Origin of the sequence: Streptomyces sp. NPDC008092 (assembly GCF_042957285.1) — a bacterium.
GTDB lineage: Bacteria > Actinomycetota > Actinomycetes > Streptomycetales > Streptomycetaceae > Streptomyces.
Genome location: NZ_JBIBHY010000005.1, coordinates 691000 through 713933, shown reverse-complemented (window position 1 = coordinate 713933; position 22934 = coordinate 691000). Strand labels below are relative to the sequence as shown.

At 70.6% G+C, this 22934-nt stretch carries 24 protein-coding genes; 13 read left to right on the top strand and 11 right to left on the bottom strand.

The window, feature by feature from the left end; all coding sequences use genetic code 11:
- Positions 1–15: 15 nt before the first annotated feature.
- Positions 16–216, top strand: a complete 201-nt coding sequence (locus ACFZB3_RS19715) for a hypothetical protein (protein WP_391376889.1) — start codon at positions 16–18, stop codon at positions 214–216.
- Positions 217–295: 79 nt separating this feature from the next.
- On the opposite strand, the gene mshD is transcribed toward ACFZB3_RS19715, so the two are convergent.
- On the bottom strand, positions 296–1225 hold the full coding sequence (gene mshD / locus ACFZB3_RS19710; protein ID WP_391376888.1) for a mycothiol synthase: 930 nt from the start codon (positions 1223–1225) through the stop codon (positions 296–298).
- Positions 1226–1393: 168 nt separating this feature from the next.
- Here mshD and ACFZB3_RS19705 point away from each other — a divergent pair, with 168 nt between their 5' ends.
- Together ACFZB3_RS19705 and ACFZB3_RS19700 are read left to right on the top strand one after the other, a co-directional pair.
- A complete protein-coding gene (locus ACFZB3_RS19705) occupies positions 1394–3190 on the top strand; it encodes a 5'-nucleotidase C-terminal domain-containing protein (protein ID WP_391376887.1) in 1797 nt (598 codons plus the stop codon).
- Positions 3191–4014: 824 nt separating this feature from the next.
- A complete protein-coding gene (locus tag ACFZB3_RS19700) occupies positions 4015–5805 on the top strand; it encodes an ABC transporter transmembrane domain-containing protein (RefSeq protein ID WP_391376886.1) in 1791 nt (596 codons plus the stop codon).
- Here the strand turns inward: ACFZB3_RS19700 and ACFZB3_RS19695 are convergent.
- From ACFZB3_RS19695 to ACFZB3_RS19660, 8 genes are all read right to left on the bottom strand, one after another.
- Entirely contained in the window at positions 5795–6517 is a 723-nt protein-coding gene (locus ACFZB3_RS19695) for a response regulator (RefSeq protein ID WP_391376885.1), read from the bottom strand. The two genes, ACFZB3_RS19700 and ACFZB3_RS19695, sit on opposite strands and share 11 nt — an antisense overlap.
- 67 nt (positions 6518–6584) lie before the next feature.
- Positions 6585–7322, bottom strand: coding sequence for a PH domain-containing protein (locus tag ACFZB3_RS19690; protein ID WP_391376884.1), 738 nt, complete (start codon positions 7320–7322; stop codon positions 6585–6587).
- A gap of 168 nt (positions 7323–7490) precedes the next feature.
- Positions 7491–8966 carry an ATP-binding protein gene (locus ACFZB3_RS19685; protein ID WP_391376883.1) on the bottom strand — a complete coding sequence of 492 codons (1476 nt, stop codon included), beginning with the start codon at positions 8964–8966 and terminating at the stop codon, positions 7491–7493.
- A complete protein-coding gene (locus ACFZB3_RS19680) occupies positions 8963–9697 on the bottom strand; it encodes a response regulator (protein WP_391376882.1) in 735 nt (244 codons plus the stop codon). The genes ACFZB3_RS19685 and ACFZB3_RS19680 overlap by 4 nt, the downstream gene beginning before the upstream one ends.
- A 105-nt stretch (positions 9698–9802) precedes the next feature.
- Positions 9803–10036: a hypothetical protein gene (locus tag ACFZB3_RS19675; protein ID WP_391376881.1), complete on the bottom strand. Its 234-nt coding sequence runs from the start codon at positions 10034–10036 to the stop codon at positions 9803–9805.
- A 44-nt stretch (positions 10037–10080) separates the two neighbouring features.
- Positions 10081–11238, bottom strand: a complete 1158-nt coding sequence (locus tag ACFZB3_RS19670; protein ID WP_391376880.1) for a trypsin-like peptidase domain-containing protein — start codon at positions 11236–11238, stop codon at positions 10081–10083.
- A 255-nt stretch (positions 11239–11493) separates the two neighbouring features.
- Positions 11494–12516: a substrate-binding domain-containing protein gene (locus ACFZB3_RS19665; RefSeq protein WP_391376879.1), complete on the bottom strand. Its 1023-nt coding sequence runs from the start codon at positions 12514–12516 to the stop codon at positions 11494–11496.
- 107 nt (positions 12517–12623) lie between these two features.
- Positions 12624–13412 carry a winged helix-turn-helix domain-containing protein gene (locus ACFZB3_RS19660; protein WP_391376878.1) on the bottom strand — a complete coding sequence of 263 codons (789 nt, stop codon included), beginning with the start codon at positions 13410–13412 and terminating at the stop codon, positions 12624–12626.
- A 179-nt stretch (positions 13413–13591) separates the two neighbouring features.
- On the opposite strand from ACFZB3_RS19660, the gene ACFZB3_RS19655 reads away from it, so the two are divergent.
- From ACFZB3_RS19655 to ACFZB3_RS19620, 8 genes are all read left to right on the top strand, one after another.
- Complete coding sequence (locus ACFZB3_RS19655) at positions 13592–14428, top strand: alpha/beta fold hydrolase (protein WP_391376877.1); 837 nt, start codon at positions 13592–13594, stop codon at positions 14426–14428.
- 67 nt (positions 14429–14495) lie between these two features.
- The gene (locus tag ACFZB3_RS19650; RefSeq protein WP_093501288.1) at positions 14496–14750 is read left to right on the top strand and encodes a MoaD/ThiS family protein; all 255 of its coding nucleotides are present in this window, start codon (positions 14496–14498) and stop codon (positions 14748–14750) included.
- A gap of 9 nt (positions 14751–14759) precedes the next feature.
- Entirely contained in the window at positions 14760–15860 is a 1101-nt protein-coding gene (locus tag ACFZB3_RS19645) for a hypothetical protein (protein WP_391376876.1), read from the top strand.
- Positions 15861–16257: 397 nt separating this feature from the next.
- A complete protein-coding gene (locus ACFZB3_RS19640) occupies positions 16258–16995 on the top strand; it encodes an LmeA family phospholipid-binding protein (RefSeq protein ID WP_391376875.1) in 738 nt (245 codons plus the stop codon).
- A 201-nt stretch (positions 16996–17196) separates the two neighbouring features.
- Positions 17197–17277, top strand: coding sequence for an Ms5788A family Cys-rich leader peptide (locus tag ACFZB3_RS19635; protein WP_350751515.1), 81 nt, complete (start codon positions 17197–17199; stop codon positions 17275–17277).
- A gap of 120 nt (positions 17278–17397) precedes the next feature.
- Positions 17398–18237, top strand: coding sequence for a rhodanese-like domain-containing protein (locus ACFZB3_RS19630; protein ID WP_391376874.1), 840 nt, complete (start codon positions 17398–17400; stop codon positions 18235–18237).
- A gap of 50 nt (positions 18238–18287) precedes the next feature.
- Complete coding sequence (locus ACFZB3_RS19625) at positions 18288–18575, top strand: DUF1416 domain-containing protein (protein ID WP_093501297.1); 288 nt, start codon at positions 18288–18290, stop codon at positions 18573–18575.
- Between the two features lie 79 nt (positions 18576–18654).
- The gene (locus ACFZB3_RS19620; RefSeq protein ID WP_391376873.1) at positions 18655–18915 is read left to right on the top strand and encodes a DUF3099 domain-containing protein; all 261 of its coding nucleotides are present in this window, start codon (positions 18655–18657) and stop codon (positions 18913–18915) included.
- Here ACFZB3_RS19620 and ACFZB3_RS19615 read toward each other — a convergent pair.
- Positions 18909–19271 carry a DsrE family protein gene (locus tag ACFZB3_RS19615; protein ID WP_391376872.1) on the bottom strand — a complete coding sequence of 121 codons (363 nt, stop codon included), beginning with the start codon at positions 19269–19271 and terminating at the stop codon, positions 18909–18911. The genes ACFZB3_RS19620 and ACFZB3_RS19615 overlap by 7 nt on opposite strands.
- Positions 19272–19446: 175 nt before the next feature.
- Here ACFZB3_RS19615 and ACFZB3_RS19610 point away from each other — a divergent pair, with 175 nt between their 5' ends.
- Both ACFZB3_RS19610 and ACFZB3_RS19605 read left to right on the top strand, forming a co-directional pair.
- Entirely contained in the window at positions 19447–20202 is a 756-nt protein-coding gene (locus tag ACFZB3_RS19610; protein ID WP_391376871.1) for a radical SAM protein, read from the top strand.
- 389 nt (positions 20203–20591) lie between these two features.
- A complete protein-coding gene (locus ACFZB3_RS19605) occupies positions 20592–22070 on the top strand; it encodes an FAD-dependent oxidoreductase (protein ID WP_391376870.1) in 1479 nt (492 codons plus the stop codon).
- Here the strand turns inward: ACFZB3_RS19605 and ACFZB3_RS19600 are convergent.
- Positions 22060–22842, bottom strand: a complete 783-nt coding sequence (locus tag ACFZB3_RS19600) for a TIM barrel protein (RefSeq protein WP_391376869.1) — start codon at positions 22840–22842, stop codon at positions 22060–22062. The two genes, ACFZB3_RS19605 and ACFZB3_RS19600, sit on opposite strands and share 11 nt — an antisense overlap.
- Positions 22843–22934: the final 92 nt, after the last annotated feature.

The following is a 22934-nucleotide window of genomic DNA, read 5'->3' as shown; positions in this document are numbered from 1 at the left end:
GGCGAGGAGACGGGCGTGGACAACCCCTTCCGCGACGGAGGACCGGCCGAAAAGGCGATGCCCTGGCTCTCGGCCGCCGTCGTCCTCCTCCTCGCCGCGGCCACCCTGGCCGGCGGCGCCGGGCCCCTGGTCAAGGTGCTCGCGGCGGCGGTCGCCGTCGCCGTGCTCGGCAGGTCCGCCTACCTGATCAGCCGCAGGCGGCCGCCGAACCGGTGAGAGACCCTCAGGGTCCGGTCTTGAGATCCGCTTCGGGATCCGCTTCGGGATCCGCTTCGGGATCCGCTTCGGGATCCCCTCAGGTCTCCGTCCGGTACATCAGGTCCGTCTCGTGCGTCACGAAGCCCAGTCGCTCGTAGACCGCGACCGCCGCCGTGTTGTCCGCGTCGACGTACAGCATCGCCGTCGGCAGGCCGAGGCCGGACAGGTACCGCAGCCCGACGGTCGTGAGGGACTTGCCGAGGCCGCCGCCCTGGGCGGCGGGGGAGACGCCGAGGACGTAGACCTCGCCGAGGCGTTCCGCGTCGTGGACCTTCGTCCAGTGGAAGCCGAGGAGTTCGCCGCCGCGCTCCGCGAGGAAGAAGCCGGCCGGGTCGAACCAGGGCTGGGCCATGCGGTCGTCCAGGTCGCGCTGGGTGAGCGAGCCCTGTTCCGGATGGTGGGCGAAGGCGGCGGCGTTGACGGCGAGCCAGGCCGCGTCGTCCCGGCCGGGGACGAAGGTGCGGACGGTGACGCCCTCGGGCAGCTTCGGGTCCGGCAGGTCCAGGTCCGTCAACGGGCGGCGCATCTGGCGCAGTTCCCGGAACAGGGTGAGGCCGAGGACCTGCGCGAGGTGGCGGGCCGCCGAGTGGCCACCGTGCGCCCACACCCGCAGCCGCTTGCCGGACGCGGCCAGCAGGGCGGCGCCCAGCGCGCGCCCGTGGCCGTGGCCCCGGTGGGCCGGGTGCACGACCAGCTCCGCGGCCGGTGCCTCCACCGGGTCGGTGTCCTCCAGCTGGGCGTAGCCCACGAGTTCGCCGCCGACGGAGAGGAGCAGATGGGAGACGCCCTCCCGGGCGCCGCCGCTCAGCTGGAGGCGGCCCTGCTCGGACACCGGCTGCTGGCCGTCGGCCTGAGCGGCCTGCGCCAGCAGTTCCCGTACGGCCTCGGCCTGATCCGGGGCGAGCGCGGAGTAGGTGTCGATGGAGCGGGAGTACATGGGCGGCCGTGCGGTGTCGTCGCTGGTCATGCGTACGAGGGTACGGGGCGGGATCGGCAAAGTGCGGGCACCGGGGAAAGGTAAAGGGCAGGGCAACCGGCAACCAAGATGTAACCATGAACCCCCTGTTGCGCTACGCGCGTTGACCCTAGGCTGCGCCGGACCGGGCCACTTCTCAGCAGACCCACAGGGGGCTCCATGCAAGCGAAGTCCAGACCGTCCAGACGGCGTTCGTACGCGCTGCTCGCGTCGGCCGCGGGGCTCGCCACCGTCGCGGCCCTGGCGAGCGCGCTGCCCGCCGACGCGCACTCCGGCAAGGGGCACGGGCACCACGGCCCCAGCCGCTACCAGGACGTCCAGCTGCTCTCCTTCAACGACCTGCACGGCAACCTGGAGCCGCCGTCCGGCTCCTCGGGCCGGGTCACCGAGACCCAGGCCGACGGGACGACCAAGACGATCGACGCCGGCGGTGTCGAGTACCTCGCCACGCACCTGCGGCAGGCCCGCAAGGGCAAGGCGTACTCCGTCACCGCGGCCGGCGGGGACATGGTGGGCGCCTCCCCGCTCATCTCCGGCCTCTTCCACGACGAGCCGACCATCGAGGCGCTCAACAAGCTCGACCTGGACGTCACGACGGTCGGCAACCACGAGTTCGACGAGGGCGCCAGGGAACTGGCCCGCCTCCAGAACGGCGGCTGCCACCCCACCGACGGCTGCTACACGGACAAGAAGTTCAAGGGCGCCGACTTCCCCTACCTCGCGGCCAACGTCCTCGACGAGAAGACGGACAAGCCGATCCTCAAGCCCTACTGGGTCTGGAAGAAGAAGGACGTCAGGATCGGCTTCATCGGCGTCACCCTGGAGGGCACGCCCGGCATCGTCTCCGCGGACGGCGTCAAGGGCCTGGCCTTCAAGGACGAGGTCGAGACCATCAACAAGTACGCCAAGGTGCTCCAGCGCCAGGGCGTCCAGTCGATCGTGGCGCTGGTCCACGAGGGCGGCTTCCCGTCCTCGTCCAGCTACAACTACGACTGCGACTCCGCGGGCCCCGGCAGCGGCATCTCCGGCCCGATCGTGGACATCGCGAAGAACGTGACCCCGGCCGTGGACGCGCTGGTCACCGGCCACACCCACACCGCGTACGTCTGCACGGTCGACGACCCGGCCGGCAACCCCCGCATGGTCACCTCGGCCGCCTCCTTCGGCCGCCTCTACACCGACACCACGCTGACCTACGACCGCCGCACCGGCGACATCGCGCGTACGGCCGTGCAGTCCGCGAACCACGTGGTCACCCGGGACGTCGCCAAGGCGCCCGACATGACCGACCTGATCAGCAGGTGGAACACCCTCGCCGCCCCGATCGGCAACCGCGCCATCGGCTACATCTCCGCCGACGTCAACAGCACCGGCACCGAGTCCCCGATGGGCGACCTGATCGCCGACGCCCAGTTCGCGTACGGCAAGGAGCTGGACCCGGGGACCGACCTCGCGCTGATGAACCCGGGCGGGGTGCGGGCCGGGCTGACGTACGCGGCCAAGGGGAGCGAGGGCGACGGCGTCGTGACGTACGCCGAGGGCTTCACGGTCCAGCCGTTCGCCAACACCGTGAACCTCCAGGACTTCACCGGGGCCCAGCTGATCCAGGTGCTCAAGGAGCAGGTGAGCGGCAGCAACGCCGCCGCCCCGAAGATCCTGCAGCCGTCAAAGGGGCTCACCTACACGCTGGACCTGACGAAGACGGGCGCGGACCGTGTCGTCACCGATTCCGTGAAGCTGAACGGCACGGCCATCGACCCGGCCGCCACCTACCGCGTCGCCACCAACTCCTTCCTCGCGGGCGGCGGTGACGGCTTCACCACCCTCGGCCAGGGCACCGGCGACCTGGTCGGCACCGACGACCTGTCCGCCCTGGCGGAGTACCTGACGGCCAACTCCTCGGCCGCGAGCCCGCTCGCGCCGCCGGCCACGGACCGGATCACGATCGTGCAGTAGGCACCGCCTCCGCCCCACCCAGGGCCCGGTACGCACCCCGTGCGTACCGGGCCCTTTCTGCTGGATCCGTTGGATCTGCTGGATAAAACCTATGTGAGACCGTGTTCGGTTCCCAGTTGCATCTGAAAATTCATCTCAGCCGTAATTCATCGAGGTCTTACTGAAAATGGCTTTCTCGGGCTCGCGGGTCACGTAATGTTTTCCATGTCGAAAGCGAACGGCGCGGACGACAGAACGAAGGAGAAGATCATGAGCTTCCACAAGATCGTCCCGGTGAAGAAGGCCGAGAAGCCCGCCCCGAAGCCGGCCCCGAAGAAGAAGGACTGCAAGAAGTCCCAGCCCAAGCGCCCCGTGGGTAACCGGTAAGTCACCAGCCCTGAGGAGGGAATCATCATGAGCTTCCACAAGATCGTCCCCGTCAAGAAGAACCACAAGCCCGCCCCGGCGCCCAAGAAGCCCGCGCCGAAGAAGCCGGCTCCGAAGCGTCGCCCCGTCGGCGACGAGCGCTGACAAAGAATTTACAGACGTAATTCAAATCAATTCACAGGTTGCTGCAGCGGGGCAGTAGAGAAACCGTTGCAGAACCAAGACAGAAGTCACCACGGAGAGGCAGAACACCATGAGCTTCCACAAGATCGTCCCCGTCAAGAAGCACCGCAAGCCTGCCCCGGCCCCGAAGAAGCCCGCGCCGAAGAAGCCGGAGCCGAAGCGCCCCGTCGGCGACCAGCACTGACGTACGCAGCGAGGCGGGGTCACCGGTTACGCGTGGTCGCACCGGTGGCCCCGCCTCGGCCATGTGCATGCACAGAAGGGAGTTGTCGACCATGAGAGAAGCCCGGGTGGCCTTCCGCCGCTTCTGGCCGCTGACCCGCGGCGACCGCAAGTGGCTCTGGATGATCATCGCGTGTGTCGTGGTGGCCGCGCTCGCCGAGACCGCCGCGATCCTGCTCTTCGCCGACCTCACCGACAACGCCCTGCAGGCCGGTTCGCTCGCCGCCTTCTGGGGCCCGGCCGGCGCCTGGCTCGGCGTCGCCGCACTCGGCGCGCTCGTCGGCTACCTCGGCAACTCCCTGGCCACCTGGACGGCCGAGAGATTCGTGCTGCGGCTGCGCGCCAAGGTCTTCCGGCACGTCCAGGACCTGCCCCCGCACTTCTTCCAGCGGCACCGCCAGGGCGACCTGGTGGAACGCCTCACCGGAGACGTCGAGGCGATCGAGCAGATGGTCGTGTCCGGTGTCGTCGGCACCGTCGCCGCCGCCTTCTCCGCCGTCTTCTACGCGGCCGCCGCCTTCTGGCTGCGCTGGGACCTGGCGCTGGCCACCTTCGTCCTCGCGCCCCTCTTCCTGTTCGCCGCCCGCCGCTTCTCCGGCCGGATCAGGACGGCCTCCCAGGACGAGCGGGTCGCCGACGGCGCGATCACCTCCGTGGTCGAGGAGTCCCTCGGCAACGTCGTCCTCACCCAGGCCTACAACCGCCGCCGGGACGAGGAGAAGCGCCTCGACGTCGAGGCCCGCGCCTGGATGCGGGCGAGCGTGCGCGGGGCCCGGCTCAGCGAGATGTACGCGCAGTTCGTCGAGGTCGTCGAGACGGTGTGCGTCCTCGCCGTCATCGGCCTGGGCGTCTGGGAGATCTCCGCCGGCCGCATGACCCTCGGCCAGCTCCTCGCCTTCGCCGCCTTCCTCGGCTACCTCTACCCGCCGATCCGCAACCTCGGCCAGCTCGGCCTCACCCTGACCGCGGCCACCGCGGGCGCCGAGCGCATCGGCGAGATCCTGGACGCCGAGCCCGCCGTCACCGACCCAGCCCGCCCCGTCGGACCCTGGCCCGTCCGCGGCTGGGTCAGCTTCCACAACGTCTCCTTCCGCTACCCGGAGTCCCCCCGCGCCTCCCTCCGCGACGTCGACTTCGCCGCGGGCCCCGGCGAACTGGTCCTGGTCACCGGCAAGAGCGGCGCCGGCAAGTCCACCCTCGCCAAGCTCCTCACCCGCTTCTACGACCCCTCGGCCGGCGTGCTCTGCCTGGACGGCGTCCCGCTCACCGACCTGCCCCTGGAGTTCCTCCGCGAGAACGTCGCCCTGCTCCCGCAGCAGACGCTGATCCTCAACGGCACGGTCCGCGAGAACATCGGGTGCGGCCGCCCCGGCGCGACGGACTCCGAGATCGAACAGGCGGCCCGCGACGCCGCCGCCCACGACTTCATCGCCGCACTCCCCGAGGGCTACGACACCCACATCGCCCCCGGCACGGCCGCCCTCTCCGGCGGGCAGCTCCAGCGCATCGCCATCGCCCGCGCGATGCTCCGCGCCGCCCCCGTCCTCGTCCTCGACGAGCCGACGGCCGGCCTGGACGCGATCGCCGCCCGCCAGGTGGTGGCCCCGCTGCGCAGGCTCATGGCGGGCCGTACGACCATCATGATCACGCACGACCTCACGCTCGCCCCCGACGCCGACCGCATCCTGGTCGTCGACCGCGGCCGCCTGGTGGAGGCGGGCACCCACGCCGAACTCCTCGCCCGCGACGGCGCCTACGCCGCCCTGGCCCACCCGCTCCCGGAGGCGATCGCGGCGGAGTCGGCGGCACCGGTACCGGACGAGACGATGATCCTCAGGTGGTAGCGCCGTTCCTGAGGGTGTATCCCAGCCCGCGCACGGTGTGGATGAGCCGCGGTTCGCCGCGGCTCTCCAGTTTCCGCCGCAGGTACATGACGTAGACGTCCAGCGTGTTGGAGGCGGGCGCGAACTCGAAGCCCCACACGTCCCGCAGGATCCGCTCCCGGCTGAGCACCCGCCCCGGATGGAGCAGCAGGAACTCCAGCAGCGCGTACTCGGTCCTGGTCAGGTCGATGGCCCGCTCCCCGCGGTGCACGGTCCGGCTCCGCAGGTCCATCGAGACGTCGTCGAACCCGAGGAACCGCTCCCCGTCCGGCTCGGCCCCCGGCGTCCCCGTCTCCCGCCGCGGACTGCGCCGCAGCAACGCCCGTACCCGGGCGAGGAGTTCCTCGGCGGCGAACGGCTTGGCCAGGTACCCGTCGGCGCCGTTGTCGAGCGCGACGATCCGGTCCCCCACCGCATTCCGCCCGGTGATCATGAGAATCGGCACGGTGGACCCGGAGGCCCGGATCCGCCGGGTGGCCGCCAGGCCGTCGAGGCCCGGCATCTCCACGTCCATCAGCACCAGGTCCGGCTCGCTCTCCGGAGTCCCGACCAGATCGAGGGCCACTCTGCCGTCCCCGGCGAGGACCGTCTCGTACCCCTCGAACCTGAGCAGCCGCCCGATCCCGTCCCGCACGGCCGCGTCGTCGTCGGCCAGCAAAATCTTCCTCGCCATCTGACTCGCCATCTGACAAAAGTGTGACGAGCGGCTGTGACGGGGCTGGGGGTGGGGTGTGGATGGGCTACGGCTGCGGGGCCGGAGAGCGCGGCGGCCGGGCACTCCAGTACCGGTCGAGTACGACGGCGAGGGCGACGCCCGCGGCCAGGGGCACGCACACCATCAGCAGGAACGGATGGTCATGGCGCCCCACGGCGACCAGCCCGATGTCGGCCACGAACGTGAGGCAGAAGACCGCGATCGCGCCGTACGCCCCCCACGTCCACGCCCTGCGCCGCACGGTCCCCCGCAGGATCCGCTCCTCGACGTCCGGGCGGCGCTCCCAGGTGATGCTGCGCAGCGGGGCGGCGGCCAGGCACAGCTCCGCGACCTCGGCGTAGGGATCGTCCACCTGCCAGTCGTTGAGGTGCGGGAGCAGGAAGCGGCGGCCCCGGAAGTCGTACAGGTAGGTGAGCCACTGCGGCGCCGCCCGCCCGGAACCGCGCGGCGCCTGCTCGACCCGGATGTCGTACACCTCCGACCAGGCCCAGGTCCGCGCCCGCACCGCCCCCTGTGCGGTGATGCCGGCGGCCGTGACCCTGGTGCGCGCCCGGAACTGCTCCAGCGCGATCCGCCCGATCGCCAGGACCAGCACCAGCGCGAAGACCGGCGGCCCCCACCAGTCCCTGCCCCCGCCCCCGTCGCGCGAGACCCGGCTGGTCTGGACGAACGCGTTCACCATCAGCAGCCCCAGAAGCAGCAGCTGCGTCCGGGGCTGCTTCCGCCGCTTCCGGTACTCCCGCTCGACTCCACCCTCGTCCACGATCCGAACCCCTCCCCATACGCACCGAACGCGTGCGCGACTGGGGAGAGGATAGGACGACCCTCTGCGGCCCAGGAAAGCGGTTCGGGCCGACAGCCAATACCCCCTCCCCGGCGGGGGGAGGGGGTGAGCGGAGGGCGCGGAGTCCGGCCGGGGTGCCTGCGGTGCCTACGGTGCCTCGGGCGGAGCCGTGGGCGCGCCGGGCAGTCGTACCGTCGCCACCGTGCCGCCGCCGTTGGCGCGGGCCAGGGTGACGTCGCCGCCGGCCTGCTGGACCGTGCGGGCCACGATGGAGAGGCCGAGGCCCGAACCGGGGAGGGCCCGTGCGCTCGGTGAGCGCCAGAAGCGGTCGAAGACGTGCGGGAGTTCGTCCTCGGGGATGCCGGGGCCGTGGTCGCGGACCGTGAGGACGCCGCGTTCCAGAGCGACGTCGATCGTGCCGCCCTCGGGGCTGAACTTCACCGCGTTGTCCAGGATGTTGACGATCGCCCGCTCCAGGGCGGAGGGTTCCGCCCGGACGAACCACGGCTGGACGTCCGCCGTGATCGTCAGCTCCGGACCGCGCAGCCGGGCGCGGCGCAGGGCTGCCTCGACCGTGTCCTGAAGGGCCACGATCTGCACGCGCTCACCGCGCTGACCCTCCGAGCGGGACAGCTCCTGGAGGTCGCCGATCAGCGACGCCAACTCCGTCATCTGCGCCTTCACCGAGGCGAGCAGCGCCTTGCGGTCCGCCGGGGGGATCGGGCGGCCCGTCTCCTCGCTGCGGGTGAGGAGTTCGATGTTCGTGCGGAGGGAGGTGAGGGGGGTGCGGAGTTCGTGACCGGCGTCCGCGATGAGCTGCTGCTGGAGCTCGCGGGAGCTGGCCAGAGAGCTGGTCATGCTGTTGAAGGAGCGGGAGAGGCGCGCGATCTCGTCGTCCGACTCCTCCTCCACGGGGATGCGGACGCTGAGGTCCTCGGTGCGGGCCACGTGCTCGACGGCTTCGGTGAGCTTGTCGACGGGGCGGAGACCGGCACGGGCGACTGCCAGGCCGGCGGCTCCGGCGCCGAGGACTCCGATGCCGGAGACGAGGAGGAGCAGCAGGGCTAGGTCGCTGAGTGTCTTCTGGGTGTTCTTGAGAGGGACAGCACTCATGAGGGCGACGCCGGGGTAGATCCGGGGCCCCGAGCCGATGCCCTGGTTCACGAGCAGGGGGATCGTCAACACACGGACATCGTTTCCTGAGGCGTCCACACCGTTGCGGTAGTAGCCCGTGCCGCTCGCCGGGTTCTTCGCAACCGCCTTGTCGGAAGCTGCCGTCTTCATGGCTCCGGGGGAATCCGAAGAGACACAGAATGTGCCGTCGGCTTTGACCAACTGCGTGTAGTAGGAGTCACGCAACCGCAGACCGCCCGAGTCCGAGTCGGTCGTCGCGGCCGGTTCCTGAGGGCACGCGGTAAGGAGATCCACGACGTTGCTGATCGGCACCGGATGCTGTGCCGACTTCTTCAGGTCGGCGTCCAGCTGCTCGTACAGCTTCCCCTGCACGATGAACCAGCACGTCACCGAAACCGCCGCCACCGCGAACGCCACCGCCGCCGCGACCAGCATCGACAGGCGGGAGCGGAGGGGGAGGTTGCGGAAGCGGCGGGCGAGTCTGTTCACTCCGCGCCGCCCTGGCGCAGGACGTACCCGACGCCGCGCACGGTGTGGACGAGGCGGGGCTCGCCGCCGGCCTCGGTCTTGCGGCGGAGGTACATGACGTAGACGTCGAGGGAGTTCGAGGAGGGCTCGAAGTCGAAGCCCCAGACGGCCTTGAGGATCTGCTCGCGGGTGAGGACCTGGCGCGGGTGCGCCATGAACATCTCGAGGAGGGTGAACTCGGTGCGGGTCAGCTCGACCTGGCGGCCGGACCGGGTGACCTCGCGGGTGGCGAGGTCCATGCGCAGGTCGCCGAAGGTGAGCGCCTCGTCCTCCTGGACGCCGTCGGCGATCGTGGCCGCGTAGGAGCTGCGGCGCAGCAGAGCGCGGATACGGGCGAAGAGTTCGTCGAGTTCGAAGGGCTTGACCAGGTAGTCGTCCGCCCCGGCGTCGAGGCCGGTGACGCGGTCGCCGACCGTGTCGCGGGCCGTCAGCATCAGGATCGGGGTGGTGTCGCCCGCCCCGCGGATGCGGCGGGCGGCCGTCATGCCGTCCATGCGCGGCATCTGGATGTCGAGGACGATCAGGTCCGGCTTGTAGGCCGTCGCCTTCTCCAGCGCGTCCGCGCCGTCGACCGCGACCTCGGTCTCGTACCCCTCGAAGGCGAGGCTGCGCTGAAGGGCTTCGCGTACGGCCGGCTCGTCGTCGACGATCAGGATGCGCTGGGGTTCACGGTCGCCATCGGCGGGGCTCATCGCTCGCGGTTCCTCGGGGTGTGGTGGTCCTGGGTGGGTGGGGCGCCTCTCAGCCTCGCATGTTTCCGGGCTGTCGGGTATGCACGCCGGTGGGGCGGTACGCCCCTAGCCGCGTACCAGGGTCATGCGGCTCAGCGGCACCTTGCGCTGGTGCGGCCGGGCCGCGGAGGTGCGCAGGCCCATCAGCTGCGGGGCCGGTACGACCTCCGGGGCGCGCGGGGCCGGGGTCGGGGCCACCGCTGCCTCGGTCGGTGCGTGCAGCTCGTACGCCACGGCAAGGGCCAGGCTGAAACCGGCCGGGCTGTCGGCGGCCATCGGGTGCGAAACCTGCTTGATCATGACGTACTCCCTTGCTCTTCGTGCCGTGCGTGGTCTTCCGTCGCTCAGCTGGTGGAGCCCGACCGCAGCTTGGCCAGGTCGGACTTGACGGTGTTGATCGGGATGGCGAAGCCGAGGCCGACGCTGCCCGCGTCCGAGGAGGACGACGAGGAGTCGGAACTGGCCGAGTACATCGCGGAGTTGATGCCGACGATGTCGCCGCTGGCGTCGATCAGCGCGCCGCCGGAGTTGCCCGGGTTGAGGGACGCGTCGGTCTGGATCGCCTTGTAGGTCGTGGTGGAGGAACCGGTGTCGCCGTTGAACTGCTGGCCGCCGAAGGAGAACGGCCACTGGCCGCTGCCGCCGCTGCCCTGCTGTTGCTGCTGCTGGCCCTCGTCGGTGGAGACGGTCACGTCCCGGTCGAGCGCGGAGACGATGCCGCTGGTGACGGTGCCGGTCAGGCCCTCGGGCGAGCCGATCGCCACGACCGTGTCGCCGACCTGGACGCCGTCGGAGTTGCCGAGGGTGGCCGGGTGGAGGCCGGAGGCGCCTTCGAGCTTGAGGAGAGCGAGGTCCTTGGAGCTGTCGGTGCCGACGACCTTCGCGGTGTACGACTTGCCGTCGCTGGTGGAGACCTTGACCGACTGGGCGCCGGAGATCACGTGGTTGTTGGTGACGATCTCGCCGTCGCTGGTGATGATGACGCCGGAGCCGGTGGAGGTGCCGTTGCTGAGGGTCGCGTTGACCTCGACGACGCTCGGGCTGACGGCGGCGGCGATGGTGGCGACGTCGCCCTTCTTGCTGGAGGGCACCACGCTGGTGGTGGTGCTGCTGGAGACGACGTTGTTCTTGCCGGTCAGCTCCTGGAAGGCGTACGCGGTGCCGCCGCCGACGGCAGCCGCGACGATCGCGACCGCGGCGAGGAGGGCTATCGGGCCCCGGGTGCGCGTCTTCTTGGCGTGGGCCGAGTGCTCCGGGTGCTCCGCGGGGTGCTCCGCGTCGGCGCCGACGGTGGGGAGTACGGCCGTACCGCCGCCGTAGCCGCCCTGGCCGCCGTCCGCCGCCGGCTCCGCGGCCACCGGCTGGTGGGTGGGCGGGGGCGGCCACTCCGGGTTGACGGGGGAGGAGGCGTGCTGCTGCTGGGGGTACGCGCCCTGGTAGGCGTCACCCTGGGGACCCTGCGGGTTCTCGTACTCGCCGCTGCGGCGGAAGCTCTCGGTCATGACAAGTAGCTTGTCCCGCGACCATGAGAGCCTCCTGAGTGCCCGCTGAGAACGCCGCGAGAAGCTCGTTTGCCCGATATAAGGAACCTTCTCGCAGGTCGCGAAGGGTTCTCAGACGACGTTCATGAAGGCTTTGCTGTGAGTCCGCGCGTTCTGCGGGCGCGGACCGGTGTGGGCTGGTCGCGCAGTTCCCCGCGCCCCTTCAGGGGCGCGGGGAACTGCGCGAGCAACCACGACGCACAGCTCGCCGACGTACTACTGGCACCCGCACGACCCGCGCACCACCAGCCGCGAAGGGAACGTCTTCAGGCGCTCCCGCCGCGACCCCGCCACCCGCAGCCCGTCGTCGAGGACCAGGTCGACCGCCGCGCGGGCCATCGCCGGGCGGTCCGAGGCGATCGTCGTCAGCGGGGGATCCGCGAGCGCCGCCTCCTTGATGTCGTCGAAGCCGGCCACCGCCAGCTCCCCGGGCACGTCGATGCGCAGCTCGCGGGCCGCCCGCAGCACGCCGAGGGCCTGGTCGTCGGTGGAGCAGAAGATCGCCGGGGGGCGGCTGGGGCCGGAGAGGATCTCCAGGGCGATCCGGTACGCGTCGTACCGGTTGTACGGCGCCTCGAACAGCCGGTCCTCGGTGGGCAGGCCCGCCTCGTCCATGGCCCGCTTCCAGCCCTCGACGTGGTCGGAGACCGGGTCGCCGACGGCCGGCGTCTCCGCCGTACCGCCGAGACAGGCCACGTAGTCGTAGCCGTGCTCCAGCAGATGGCGGACGGCGAGCTGGGCGCCGCCGAGGTCGTCGGTCACCACCGCCACGTCGTCGATCGCCTCGGGCCGCTCGTGCAGCAGCACCACCCGGGCGTCCCAGGCCTCGATCTCGGCGGCGGCCAGGTCGTTCAGCGCGTGGGAGACGAGGATGAGGCCGGAGACCCGCATCCCGAGGAACGCGCGCAGGTAGTGGACCTCGCGCTCGCCGACGTAGTCGGTGTTCCCGACCAGCACCATCTTTCCGCGCTCGGAGGCGGCCTGCTCGACCGCGTGCGCCATCTCGCCGAAGAACGGCTGGCGGGCGTCCGGGATGATGAGGCCTATGAGGTCGGTGCGCCGGGACGCCATCGCCTGGGCGACCCGGTCCGGGCGGTACCCCAGTTCCTTGATCGCCGCGAGGACACGCTCGCGCGTGGCCGGGGCGACCGGCCGGGGTCCGTTGTTGATGACATAACTGACAACGGCGGTGGAAGTCCCCGCCAGCCGCGCCACATCATCCCGAGTCACCTTGGCCACGCGCGGAGTCTACGCGGATGGACCCGCTCTGGGCAGGGCGAATCGGAGCTTCGCTTGCGTAAGCAATGCCCCGTCCGGGCGACGGCCATGCCGCGCCCGGACGACTGCTACGCCTCGGCCGGTACCTCGACCGCGTCCAGGGCCGCCGATGCGTCCGCATCCTCCGGCTTTGGCCGGTCGGCGTGCGCCTTGGCCGCCTCGCCGGCCCGCTCGCCCCGGTCGCCCTTCTCCGGGGTAACGAATCGATAACCGACGTTCCGGACGGTTCCGATCAAGGACTCGTGCTCCACGCCGAGCTTGGCGCGCAGCCTTCGTACGTGCACGTCGACGGTCCGGGTGCCGCCGAAGTAGTCGTACCCCCAGACCTCCTGGAGCAGCTGTGCACGAGTGAACACCCGGCCCGGGTGCTGGGCGAGGTATTTCAGCAGCTCGAACTCCTTGAAGGTGAGGTCGAGGACCCGTCCCTTCAGCTTCGCGCTGTACGTCGCCTCGTCGACCGACAGGTCGCCGTTGCGGATCTCCATGGGGGAGTCGTCGGCGACGATCTGCTGCCGGCCCATGGCCAGCCGCAGCCGGGCCTCGACCTCGGCGGGCCCCGCGGTGTCGAGGAGCACGTCGTCGATGCCCCAGTCGGCGGTGACGGCGGCGAGCCCGCCCTCCGTCACGACGAGGATGAGCGGACAGCCCGGGCCGGTGGAGCGGAGCAGCTGGCAGAGGCTGCGGACCTGCGGGAGGTCACGGCGGCCGTCGATCAGGATGACGTCGGCACCCGGGGTGTCGACGAGTGCGGGCCCTTCGGCCGGTGCGACCCGCACGTTGTGCAGGAGCAGGCCGAGAGCCGGCAGCACCTCCGTCGACGGCTGGAGGGCGTTGGTCAGGAGCAGCAGAGAACTCATACGTCTGGTTCCTCCTCGGTCCCTGCGAGGACTGTGTGCAACGACACTGCGCTGCGCTCCCGATGTTCCGTACACCGCGGGTCACCTGGAGTTTCCCGCTTCGTATACAGCCCTTCCGAAAGCACAAAAGGACCCGGTGGCGGCGCTGCCCGAGTCCTCTGCCCAGCAGAATAGCCCACATGAGCATCGGTCCGGCAGGTCATGTGGCACGTTCCGTCGTTCGTCCGACATATGAGACGAGCAGAAACGCCTCTATGCGGACGTTTCTGCGCACGGACGACGGGGTTTCCATCGATTCCGTATACGATCCCGCCTCCGTTGTATACGACGGCTCCCGGCCACCTTCCCGTGACCTGGTGTTCGTCATGGCCCACGGTTTCACCGGAGACGTGGACCGGCCACATGTACGACGGGTGGTGGCCGCGCTGACGGATTACGCGCCGGTGGTCAGCTTCTCCTTCCGCGGCCACGGCCGGTCCGGCGGCCGCACCACCGTCGGCGACCGCGAGGTGCTCGACCTGGCGGCGGCGGTGACCTGGGCCCGGGACCTCGGCCACGCGCGCGTCGTCACCGTCGGCTTCTCGATGGGCGGCTCGGTGGTCCTGCGGCACGCGGCCCTGCACGCCGGAGCGGACGCCGTGGTCTCGGTGTCGTCCCCGGCCCGCTGGTACTACCGGGGCACCGCCCCCATGCGCCGCGTCCACTGGCTGGTCACCAGGCCGGCGGGCCGGCTGGTCGGCCGCTACGGCTTCCACACCCGGATCCATTACCGCGACTGGGACCCGGTGCCGCTCTCCCCGGTGGAGGCGGTGCCGAAGATCGCCCCGACCCCGCTGCTGATCGTGCACGGCGACAGCGACGGCTACTTCCCGGTCGACCACCCCCGGATGCTGGCCGACGCCGCAGGTGGCGCCGCCGAGCTGTGGCTGGAGCCCGGCATGGGCCACGCCGAACACGCGGCGGACGACCGGCTGCTGGCCAGGATCGGCGACTGGGCGGCCGCGCGGGCGGGCTAGCCTGACCCTGTACACAGACAGGTACACAGCCGACCGATTGTTCTTATCGAGCCTCTTGAGGAACCGGATGCCCAAGGTCACGGTGCGCTACTGGGCCGCCGCGAAGGCCGCGGCCGGCATCGCCGAGGAGCCGTACGACGCGGACACCCTCGCCGAGGCGCTGGCCGCGGTACGCACGCGACACCCCGGGGAACTGGCGCGCGTCCTGCGGCGATGCTCCTTCCTCATCGACGGTGACCCCGTGGGCACGCGCGGACATGAGACGGTACGGCTGGCCGAGGGCGGCACGGTCGAGGTGCTCCCGCCGTTCGCAGGAGGGTGAGCGAGAGCGATGACCAACCAGCCGTACGAGCCGTACGAGGGCTACGACCCGTACCAGCAGCCGCCGCAGCAGCCGCAGTGGGGGTACGACGAGCAGCAGTACGCCACGCAGCAGTGGCAGGGCCAGACCTGGGAGACGCAGACGCACGCCCCGGTGCAGGCCGCGGCCGCTCCGCCGATGGCGGCGGCCGCGGAGACGGCGTACCTGCCGCCGCAGCCGTACGCCGCCGAGCCGCAACAACAGGCGTACAGCGCACCTCCGCCCCCTGCTCCCGCCCCTTCCCCCTCCCCTTCCCCTTCCTCTGCCCCCGGTCCTGCCGGGCCCGACGCGGGCTACGGTCCCGCGACCCTCGCCGGCAACGCGCGCATCACGGACGCCCAGCGGGCCCGCCTGGAGGGCCGCTCGCCGATCATCGAGCCCGGCATGCAGCCGGCCCTGCTCACCGCGCTGCTGGGCCTGCTGCTCGCGGTGGCGGCGCCGATCTCCTCGTACGCCCTGGTCGTCCCCCTGGTGATCCTCCAGGCCGTGACGGCGGCGGGCTGGTTCCGGCTGAACGGCATGTGGCCGGCCCGGCAGGGCATCGCGCTCGCCTTCCTGGGCGGGGTCGCGGCGGACGTGGCGGTCCTGGTGGCGGGGCGCGACCAGGCCCCGGCGGCGATCCTCGGCCCCCTGGGCATCTGGGTCCTGCTCACCCTCGTCCTCCAGCTCCGCTCGCACGCGGACCCCGACACCCGTATGTACGGCCTGATGGCCACCGTCGCCTCCTCCGCACTGGCGATCATCGCGACGGGCTACCTCGGCGCCGACCCCGACGCGGTGTCGGTCGGCGCGGCCGCCGTCGCGGTGGCGGTCCTGGCCCGGGCGCTGCCCCTGCCGACCCCGGCCTCGGTGGTCGTCTCCCTGCTGGCCGCGGCCGGTGCGGGCATCGCGGTGGGCGGCATGACCGGGCTGGGCGCGAAGGGTGCCCTGATCGGAGCGTCGGCCGCGGTCTGCGCCCTCGTCGGCCACCGTGCGGCGAGCTACGACTACCCGTCGAGGTTCGTCCACTTCACAGCAGGCGTGGCCCTCCCCCTGACGGCGGCGGCCCCGGTGGTGTGGATCCTCCACTGACCCCTGCCCACCCACACAGCGAGGTCGAAAGACTTTCCCACCCACCCACCCGACTCGGTTCGCGAAACAGCGAGGTCGAAAGACTTTCCCACCCGCCCGCCCGACTCGGTTCGTGAAACAGCGAGGTCGAAAGGCTTTCCCACCCGCCCGCCCGACTCGGTCGGCAGTAGGGTCAGCGCCCCGTAAGGGGCGCGGGGAACTGCGCGATCAGCCCCCACCGGCCCGCACCCGAAAACGGACCGGTCCCCCCCCGAGGCGAGGGCCTGGGGGCGGCAGCCCCCAGCAGCACCGGCGCCCGCACTGTCACAGCTGCTCGACAATCTCCCGTCGGCCCGCCCCCGCAGGGTTAGCGTGGCGGCACCGACGCCAGCAGCCGACCCCGGGGGAAACCGACCACATGCGTGCACTGCGAATCCTTCTCATCACCGTCGTAGTCCTCGGCGTCCTCTTCGTGATCGTCGACCGCGTCGCCGTGCACTTCGCCCAGGGCGAGGCCGCCGACAAGCTGAAGACGACGGAGAACCTCGCGAGCACCCCCGACGTCTCCATCAAGGGCTTCCCGTTCCTCACCCAGGTCGCCAGTGGCACCCTCGACGACGTGCACGTCGGCATCAAGGAGTACGACGCCACCACCGGCACCACTGGCAAGACCATCCGCATCGAGGACCTGAACGCCGACATGAAGGACGTCACCTTCACCGGCGACTACAGCTCCGCCACCGCGCAGACCGCCACCGGCACCGCGCACATCTCCTACGCGGATCTGCTCAAGGACGCCCAGACGGAGCCCACCGACCTCGGCCTCGGCTTCACCGGCCAGGTCGTCGGGCTCGCCTACGGCGGCAACGGCAAGATCAAGGTCACCGTCGACGTCACCGTCCCCGGCGTCAGCGCCCACCAGAAGGCGACCGTCCTGAGCACGGTCACCGTCAAGGACAACACCGTCCAGGTGCACGCCGACAACCTCCCCAAGCTCCCCGGTGTCGGCCTCGCCGAGGACCGCTTCCGGCAGGCCTCCGACTTCCAGCAGGCGATCAACCAGCTCCCCGGCGGCATCAAGCTGGACAAGGTGGAGGCCGGCAAGGACGGTGTGGAGATCGCGGTGAAGGGTTCGAACGTCCTGCTGGCCGGGTAATAAGCGGCACGGCGGGGACCGCTGCCGTTCCAGCACGCGAGACGACGGCGTCCGTACAGTAGATGTGATGACCGATACAGGCGCCCGGCCGCCCCGGGACCATGCCCTCGCACCGTCCGGCGTCCCACAATTCGGACGATCGCGTCTCACCATACGACATGCCGGTGACATGCCCGGTTATCCGTCCCTACGATCGAGCCCATGAAGCGTCAGGCGGATCTCACGAAGCGGCGGGCAGTCGACCTGTGCCGCGTCGCCGCCATGCTCTGTCGCCCCTTCTGACGGCGGAGGCCGCGCCGCCTCCGCATCCCCCCGCCCTCCCGCCGAGGGCATCCGTGCGCCCCGACGCGCACCCACCCGCACTCGCACGCCCCGCCGCAACTGCCCCGGAGGAGAAAGAGCATGAGCCGCAGCGACGTCCTGGTCGACGCCGACTGGGTCCAGGACAACCTGGACAACCCCGAGATCGCGATCGTCGAGGTGGACGAGGACACGTCCGCCTACGAGAAGAACCACATCCGCGGCGCGATCCGCATCGACTGGACCAAGGACCTGCAGGACCCGGTCCGCCGCGACTTCATCGACCAGGAGGGCTTCGAGAAGCTCCTGTCGGCGAAGGGCATCGCCAACGACACGCTGGTGATCCTCTACGGCGGCAACAACAACTGGTTCGCGTCCTACGCCTACTGGTACTTCAAGCTCTACGGCCACGACAGCGTCAAGCTTCTCGACGGCGGCCGCAAGAAGTGGGAGCTGGACGCCCGCGAGCTGGTCGAGGAGGTCCCGGACCGCACCGAGACCACCTACAAGGCCAAGCCGCAGAACACCGCCATCCGCGCCTTCCGCGACGACGTCGTGGCGGCCATCGGCACGCAGAACCTCGTCGACGTGCGTTCCCCCGACGAGTTCTCCGGCAAGCTGCTCGCCCCGGCCCACCTGCCGCAGGAGCAGTCCCAGCGCCCCGGCCACGTGCCCTCGGCCCGCAACATCCCGTGGTCGAAGAACGCCAACGACGACGGCACCTTCAAGTCGGACGACGAGCTCAAGGAGCTCTACGCCGAGGAGCAGGTCGACCTGGCCAAGGACACCATCGCGTACTGCCGCATCGGCGAGCGCTCGGCCCTGACCTGGTTCGTCCTGCACGAGCTGCTCGGTGTCGAGAACGTCAAGAACTACGACGGCTCCTGGACCGAGTACGGCAGCCTCGTCGGCGTCCCGATCGAGCTCGGCGCCAACAAGTAGCACCCCGGCAAGACCTCAGACCGACCGTTCAAGACCTCTGGAGTATCAGCATGTGTGGAGCGAAGGCCGGCGGCCCGGACCCCTCGACGATCAAGCCCGGTGAGACCACGATCCAGGGGCAGGTGACGAAGGACGGCGAGCCCGTGGTCGGCTACGTCCGCCTGCTCGACTCGACCGGCGAGTTCACCGCGGAGGTCCCCACCTCCGCCACCGGCCAGTTCCGCTTCTACGCGGCGGAGGGCACCTGGACCGTCCGCGCCCTCGTCCCCGGCGCCACCGCCGACCGCACGGTCGTCGCCCAGCAGGGCGGCCTGGCCGAGGTCGCGATCGCGGTCTGAGCACACCCGTAAGGGCCGCGTCTCCGGTACCCGTACCGGAGACGCGGCCCTTCGCCGTACCCGGACCTACCCTGGATGCATGCTGGCTCGTCGCCGTCGCGTCTACTTCGCCATGATGGGGACCTGTATCGGGCTCTTCGTCCTGGCCTGGGGAGTCGTACGCATCTGGTCCGTCCCCGCCGCCGTGGGGATGTGCGTGGTGGCCATGGTCATCCCGCCGGTCGCCGCGATGGTCGCGAACCGTCGCGGTCCCGACGACCGCTGGTGGGACGACCCCTCCGGCGATCCGCAGTCGGACGAGTGGTGGGACGAGCTGGACGGCAAGAAGCGCCGTCAGTAGACCAGCGCCTGGGTCTCCCCGGCCATCGCCTCCTGCACGAAGACCTGCGCGCCCGCGATCCGTACGCCCTCGATGACGTCCTTCTCCGTGATGTCCCGGCGGGCCGCGCACTGGGTGCAGAGGGTGAGCGTGCCGCCCGCGAGGACCGAGTCGATCAGGTCGGGGAGCGGGGCCGCGTGCGGGAGTTCGAACTCGGCGGCCCGGCCCGGCAGCGCGAACCACGCGGACTCGCCGGTCAGCCACATCGACACCTCGACGCCGCTCGCCACGGCCACCGCCGCCACCGTGAACGCCTGCGAACACCGCTCGGGGGCGTCCGCCCCCGCCGTCACCTTGATCACCAGCTTCTTCGCCATGCCGGAAGCGTAACCACCGGCAAGGACGCGCCGCGTCCGGCCGGTGTCCGACGGCCTCCCGTTCGGCGTAGCTCGGATGGCAGGGGCCGGTGTCTCTTGCCATGCTCTTTTGCAGCAACCCACTTTTCCTGAACGGCCGGTGCCCCGCATCGTGCATTTCCAAAGGAGCCCCGGAATGCGAATTCTGTTCCTGGAGATCACCGGCAAGTGCCAGTTGGAATGCACGCACTGCTATGCCGAAAGCGGCCCCGACGGCGATCACGGGTCCATGTCGACCGAGGAATGGCGACAGGTGATCGACCAGGGCGCGGAAGCCGGCATGGAACTCGTGCAGTTCATCGGCGGGGAGCCGACTCTGCACCCGGACCTTCTTCCCCTGATGCGGCACGCGCTCTCCCGGGGCTTGGAGGTGGAGGTGTACTCCAATCTGGTGCACATCACCGAGGAGATGTGGGAGGTGTTCTCCGCCCCCGGTGTGAGACTGGCGACGAGTTATTATTCCGATCGCGCAGGGGAGCATACGCGTATCACCAAGAGGAATACGCACGAACGGACCCGGCGCAATATCTCGGAAGCGGTGCGGCGTGGAATTCCCATGCGGGCCGGCATCGTCGACGTACACGATTCCCAGCGGGTGGCGAAGGCGGAGGAAGAGCTGCGGGAGCTGGGTGTCACGCGCATTCGGCATGACCGCGTACGGGGAGTGGGGCGGGGCGGGGCGGGACGCGAGCCGAACATGTCCCAGCTGTGCGGACGCTGCGGCAACGGCCGCCTGGCGGTTTCTGCCTCCGGGGACGTCTGGCCCTGCGTCTTCTCTCGCTGGCGCTCGGTCGGCAATGTACGGCAGACCCCTCTGCCCGAGATTCTTGCGGGCTCCGCGCTGGAAGAATTCAGCACGGAGCTGCAGAACAGGTCTCCTCAGGTTCGGTGAGCAAAAAGGCTCTCCGCGGGAGAGATGTGAAAGGAAAGAAGCATGCCGATTCAGCAGCCCTCGGAATTCCCCCGGGACGAGGAAGTGCGAAACCCCAGGAAGAAGGCGCCGCGGAACTCCGGTGAGGCTTCGCCGCAGGACAACGGCGAAGCGCACGGGCACGGTCACCAGGACGAAGCGGACCCCTGCAGCCCCTGAGGCCGGCGCACGGCCAGGAAGCAACTCACTCCGGTCCGACCCTACGACCGGTGCGTCCCCGGCCTCGGCACCGAGGCCGGGGACGGCATGCATCCAGCTGTCGGCCGGCCGCCCGGACACCCGGCCGCCCGCCGCCCGGACGGCGGAGCCGGTCCCCGTGCGGGACGGTCACGGTATTTTTGGAGGTCTCGGTGAAGCACCGGCCGAGGGACGTGCTGGTCGTCGGCAACGGAATCATCGGTCTCTCCGTCGCCTTCGAGCTGGCCCGACGCGATTCCGGCCTGAGGATCGCCGTTCTCGGCGACCCGGCGCGCGAGGGAGCGGCGTCCACGGCCGCGGGAGCGATGCTGAACTGCTTCGCCGAGGCGACCACCGCCACGCTCACGCACCCGGCGGCGGCCGCCAAGACCGCTGTCGGTCACCGGGCGCTCAATGCGTGGCCGGCCTGGTTCGGCAAGCTCCGCGAGGCGGCCGGCGAAGCGAACGGGACACCGTCCTGGACGGACGGCACCTTCGTCGTCCTGGCGGCCACCGCGGTCGATCACACGATGCGCAACTACCAGGCGATCCGGACGGCCCTGGCCTCGTTCGGCGAACCGTACGAGGAAGTGTCCCCCGCGGATATCGACGGGCTGGACGCGGATGCGAACGCGCGTCCCGTGCGAGCCATGTTCCTGCCTCGCGAGGGGGCGGTCGACGCGCGTGCGGTCCTCGCTCTTCTGGAGCGGGCGCTGGCCGCCCGGTCCGTCGATCTGGTACCGGAGGAGGCCCGCGGACTGGAGATCGTCGACGGGCGGGTGCTGGGTGTCCGTCTGGACGGCGGGGAGACGCTGTCGGCGGACACCGTGGTGCTGTGCGCGGGGAGTCTCACGCAGAAGTTCATCGAGGAACTCCCACCGGGTGCGGTCCCGCCGATGCTGCACGGCACCGGGATGGCGGTGCAGACCCGGCGAGAGAGATTCCCGGGATTCCGCCATGTCGTGCGGACACCGAACCAGGCCGGAGCCTGTGGGCTTCATCTGGTGCCGTCGCCCGATGCGGGGCAGGAGTACATCGGTGCGACGAACTCCCTCTCGTTCCAGCCCTCGAAGGGCGTCACCGTCGGAGCGTCCTACAACCTGCTGCGCGCCGCCTGCGAGCAGTTCGACCGCAGACTGGGATATTCCAGGATCGAGCGTCTGCTGGTCGGCCGGCGCCCCGTCCCGCTGGACGGATTCCCTCTGATCGGCAAGGTGCCGTCCTGTGCGGGACTGGTGTTCGCGACCGGCACATACCGCGACGGCTTCCACTGCTCACCCGTCATCGCCGGGTACGTCGCCGACCTCGTCCTGCAAGGCGATGCCACCGATCCGGGATTCGCCCACTTCCGGCCCGAGCGCGCGCCGATCCAGGAAATGACCGTGCCGGAATCCGTCGAGCAGTTCGCCGCCCAGTGGATCGACGGCGCCAGCGAGATCGGAATACGTCTCCCGTACTGCGTGGACCCCGACCTCCTCACCCGGGATCTCCGGCGGAGGGCCGACGAAATCTACGAGCGCCTGGAGAGCCCCGTCGCTCTGCCCCCGGACGTGCTGGCCGCCTTGAACCGCGATGCTTCCGAAGACGTCGGCAGGCTTGCCGCATACCTGCGCTCCGCCGGCGAGCACCATGGAGCGGTGGTCAGACGGTGAACGCGGTGCGGAACCGGCGGAGCGCGCTGTCGCTGTCCTCGCTCGCCCAGGCCTCCATCGCGACCGTGCCGTCGTAGCCGAGGCCGGCCAGGGCGCGGGCGACCGCCGGGTAGTTGATCTCGCCGGTGCCGGGTTCCTGGCGGCCGGGCACGTCGGCCACCTGGATCTCGCCGATCAGGCCCGCGCCGTGCGCCCTGCGGACCAGCTCGATCAGGTTCCCCTCGCCGATCTGGGCGTGGTAGAGGTCCAGGTTCATCCGCAGGCCCGGCCGGTCCACGGCGGCGACCAGGGCCAGGGTGTCGGCGGCCTTCGCGAACGGCACGCCGGGGTGGTCCACGGCCGTGTTGAGGTTCTCCAGCGTGAAGACGAGCCCGGCCCGCTCGCCCAGCTCGGCGACCCGCGTGAGCGTGTCCCGTGCGGCGGCCCACATCTCCTGCGTCGGCTCGTCCTTCACCGGGTCCACGGGCAGCCCGTCCCCGTCCAGGCCGGTGCCGTGCAGGTTGAGGCGCCGGCAGCCGAGCCGGTCGGCCGCGTCGATCGACTCCCGCGCGGTGCGCAGCAGTTCGGCCACGCCGTCCGGGTCCGTCAGGCTGCCCCGCACGTACCCGGTCATCGAACCGAACTCCGCCGGGGTGCGGGCCAGCGCGTCGAGATCGTGCCGGGTCCAGTCCCAGATCTCGACCTGGAACCCCGCGTCGTGCAGCCGCCGCGCCCGCTCGTCGACGGGCAGATCCCGGAAGACCATCTCGGCACAGACCGCCAGCGTGAACATCGTCGTTCGCCCCTCTCAGGGTTCTCGGGTCGCGAGCCGCGCGCCGTTCGCTCGCCTGGAACGTTCTAGAAGAGCTGCCGGGTCGCCGCTGA

Coding starts and splice junctions, on each gene's coding strand:
- ACFZB3_RS19640 (WP_391376875.1), top strand. CDS start 16,258: ATGCGTGCACTGCGAATCCTTCTCATCACCGTCGTAGTCCTCGGCGTC.
- mshD (WP_391376888.1), bottom strand. CDS start 1,225: ATGACCAGCGACGACACCGCACGGCCGCCCATGTACTCCCGCTCCATC.
- ACFZB3_RS19610 (WP_391376871.1), top strand. CDS start 19,447: ATGCGAATTCTGTTCCTGGAGATCACCGGCAAGTGCCAGTTGGAATGC.
- ACFZB3_RS19620 (WP_391376873.1), top strand. CDS start 18,655: ATGCTGGCTCGTCGCCGTCGCGTCTACTTCGCCATGATGGGGACCTGT.
- ACFZB3_RS19600 (WP_391376869.1), bottom strand. CDS start 22,842: ATGTTCACGCTGGCGGTCTGTGCCGAGATGGTCTTCCGGGATCTGCCC.
- ACFZB3_RS19625 (WP_093501297.1), top strand. CDS start 18,288: ATGTGTGGAGCGAAGGCCGGCGGCCCGGACCCCTCGACGATCAAGCCC.
- ACFZB3_RS19680 (WP_391376882.1), bottom strand. CDS start 9,697: ATGAGCCCCGCCGATGGCGACCGTGAACCCCAGCGCATCCTGATCGTC.
- ACFZB3_RS19630 (WP_391376874.1), top strand. CDS start 17,398: ATGAGCCGCAGCGACGTCCTGGTCGACGCCGACTGGGTCCAGGACAAC.
- ACFZB3_RS19670 (WP_391376880.1), bottom strand. CDS start 11,238: ATGACCGAGAGCTTCCGCCGCAGCGGCGAGTACGAGAACCCGCAGGGT.
- ACFZB3_RS19695 (WP_391376885.1), bottom strand. CDS start 6,517: ATGGCGAGGAAGATTTTGCTGGCCGACGACGACGCGGCCGTGCGGGAC.
- ACFZB3_RS19650 (WP_093501288.1), top strand. CDS start 14,496: ATGCCCAAGGTCACGGTGCGCTACTGGGCCGCCGCGAAGGCCGCGGCC.
- ACFZB3_RS19655 (WP_391376877.1), top strand. CDS start 13,592: ATGAGCATCGGTCCGGCAGGTCATGTGGCACGTTCCGTCGTTCGTCCG.
- ACFZB3_RS19660 (WP_391376878.1), bottom strand. CDS start 13,412: ATGAGTTCTCTGCTGCTCCTGACCAACGCCCTCCAGCCGTCGACGGAG.
- ACFZB3_RS19615 (WP_391376872.1), bottom strand. CDS start 19,271: ATGGCGAAGAAGCTGGTGATCAAGGTGACGGCGGGGGCGGACGCCCCC.
- ACFZB3_RS19700 (WP_391376886.1), top strand. CDS start 4,015: ATGAGAGAAGCCCGGGTGGCCTTCCGCCGCTTCTGGCCGCTGACCCGC.
- ACFZB3_RS19645 (WP_391376876.1), top strand. CDS start 14,760: ATGACCAACCAGCCGTACGAGCCGTACGAGGGCTACGACCCGTACCAG.
- ACFZB3_RS19635 (WP_350751515.1), top strand. CDS start 17,197: ATGAAGCGTCAGGCGGATCTCACGAAGCGGCGGGCAGTCGACCTGTGC.
- ACFZB3_RS19705 (WP_391376887.1), top strand. CDS start 1,394: ATGCAAGCGAAGTCCAGACCGTCCAGACGGCGTTCGTACGCGCTGCTC.
- ACFZB3_RS19675 (WP_391376881.1), bottom strand. CDS start 10,036: ATGATCAAGCAGGTTTCGCACCCGATGGCCGCCGACAGCCCGGCCGGT.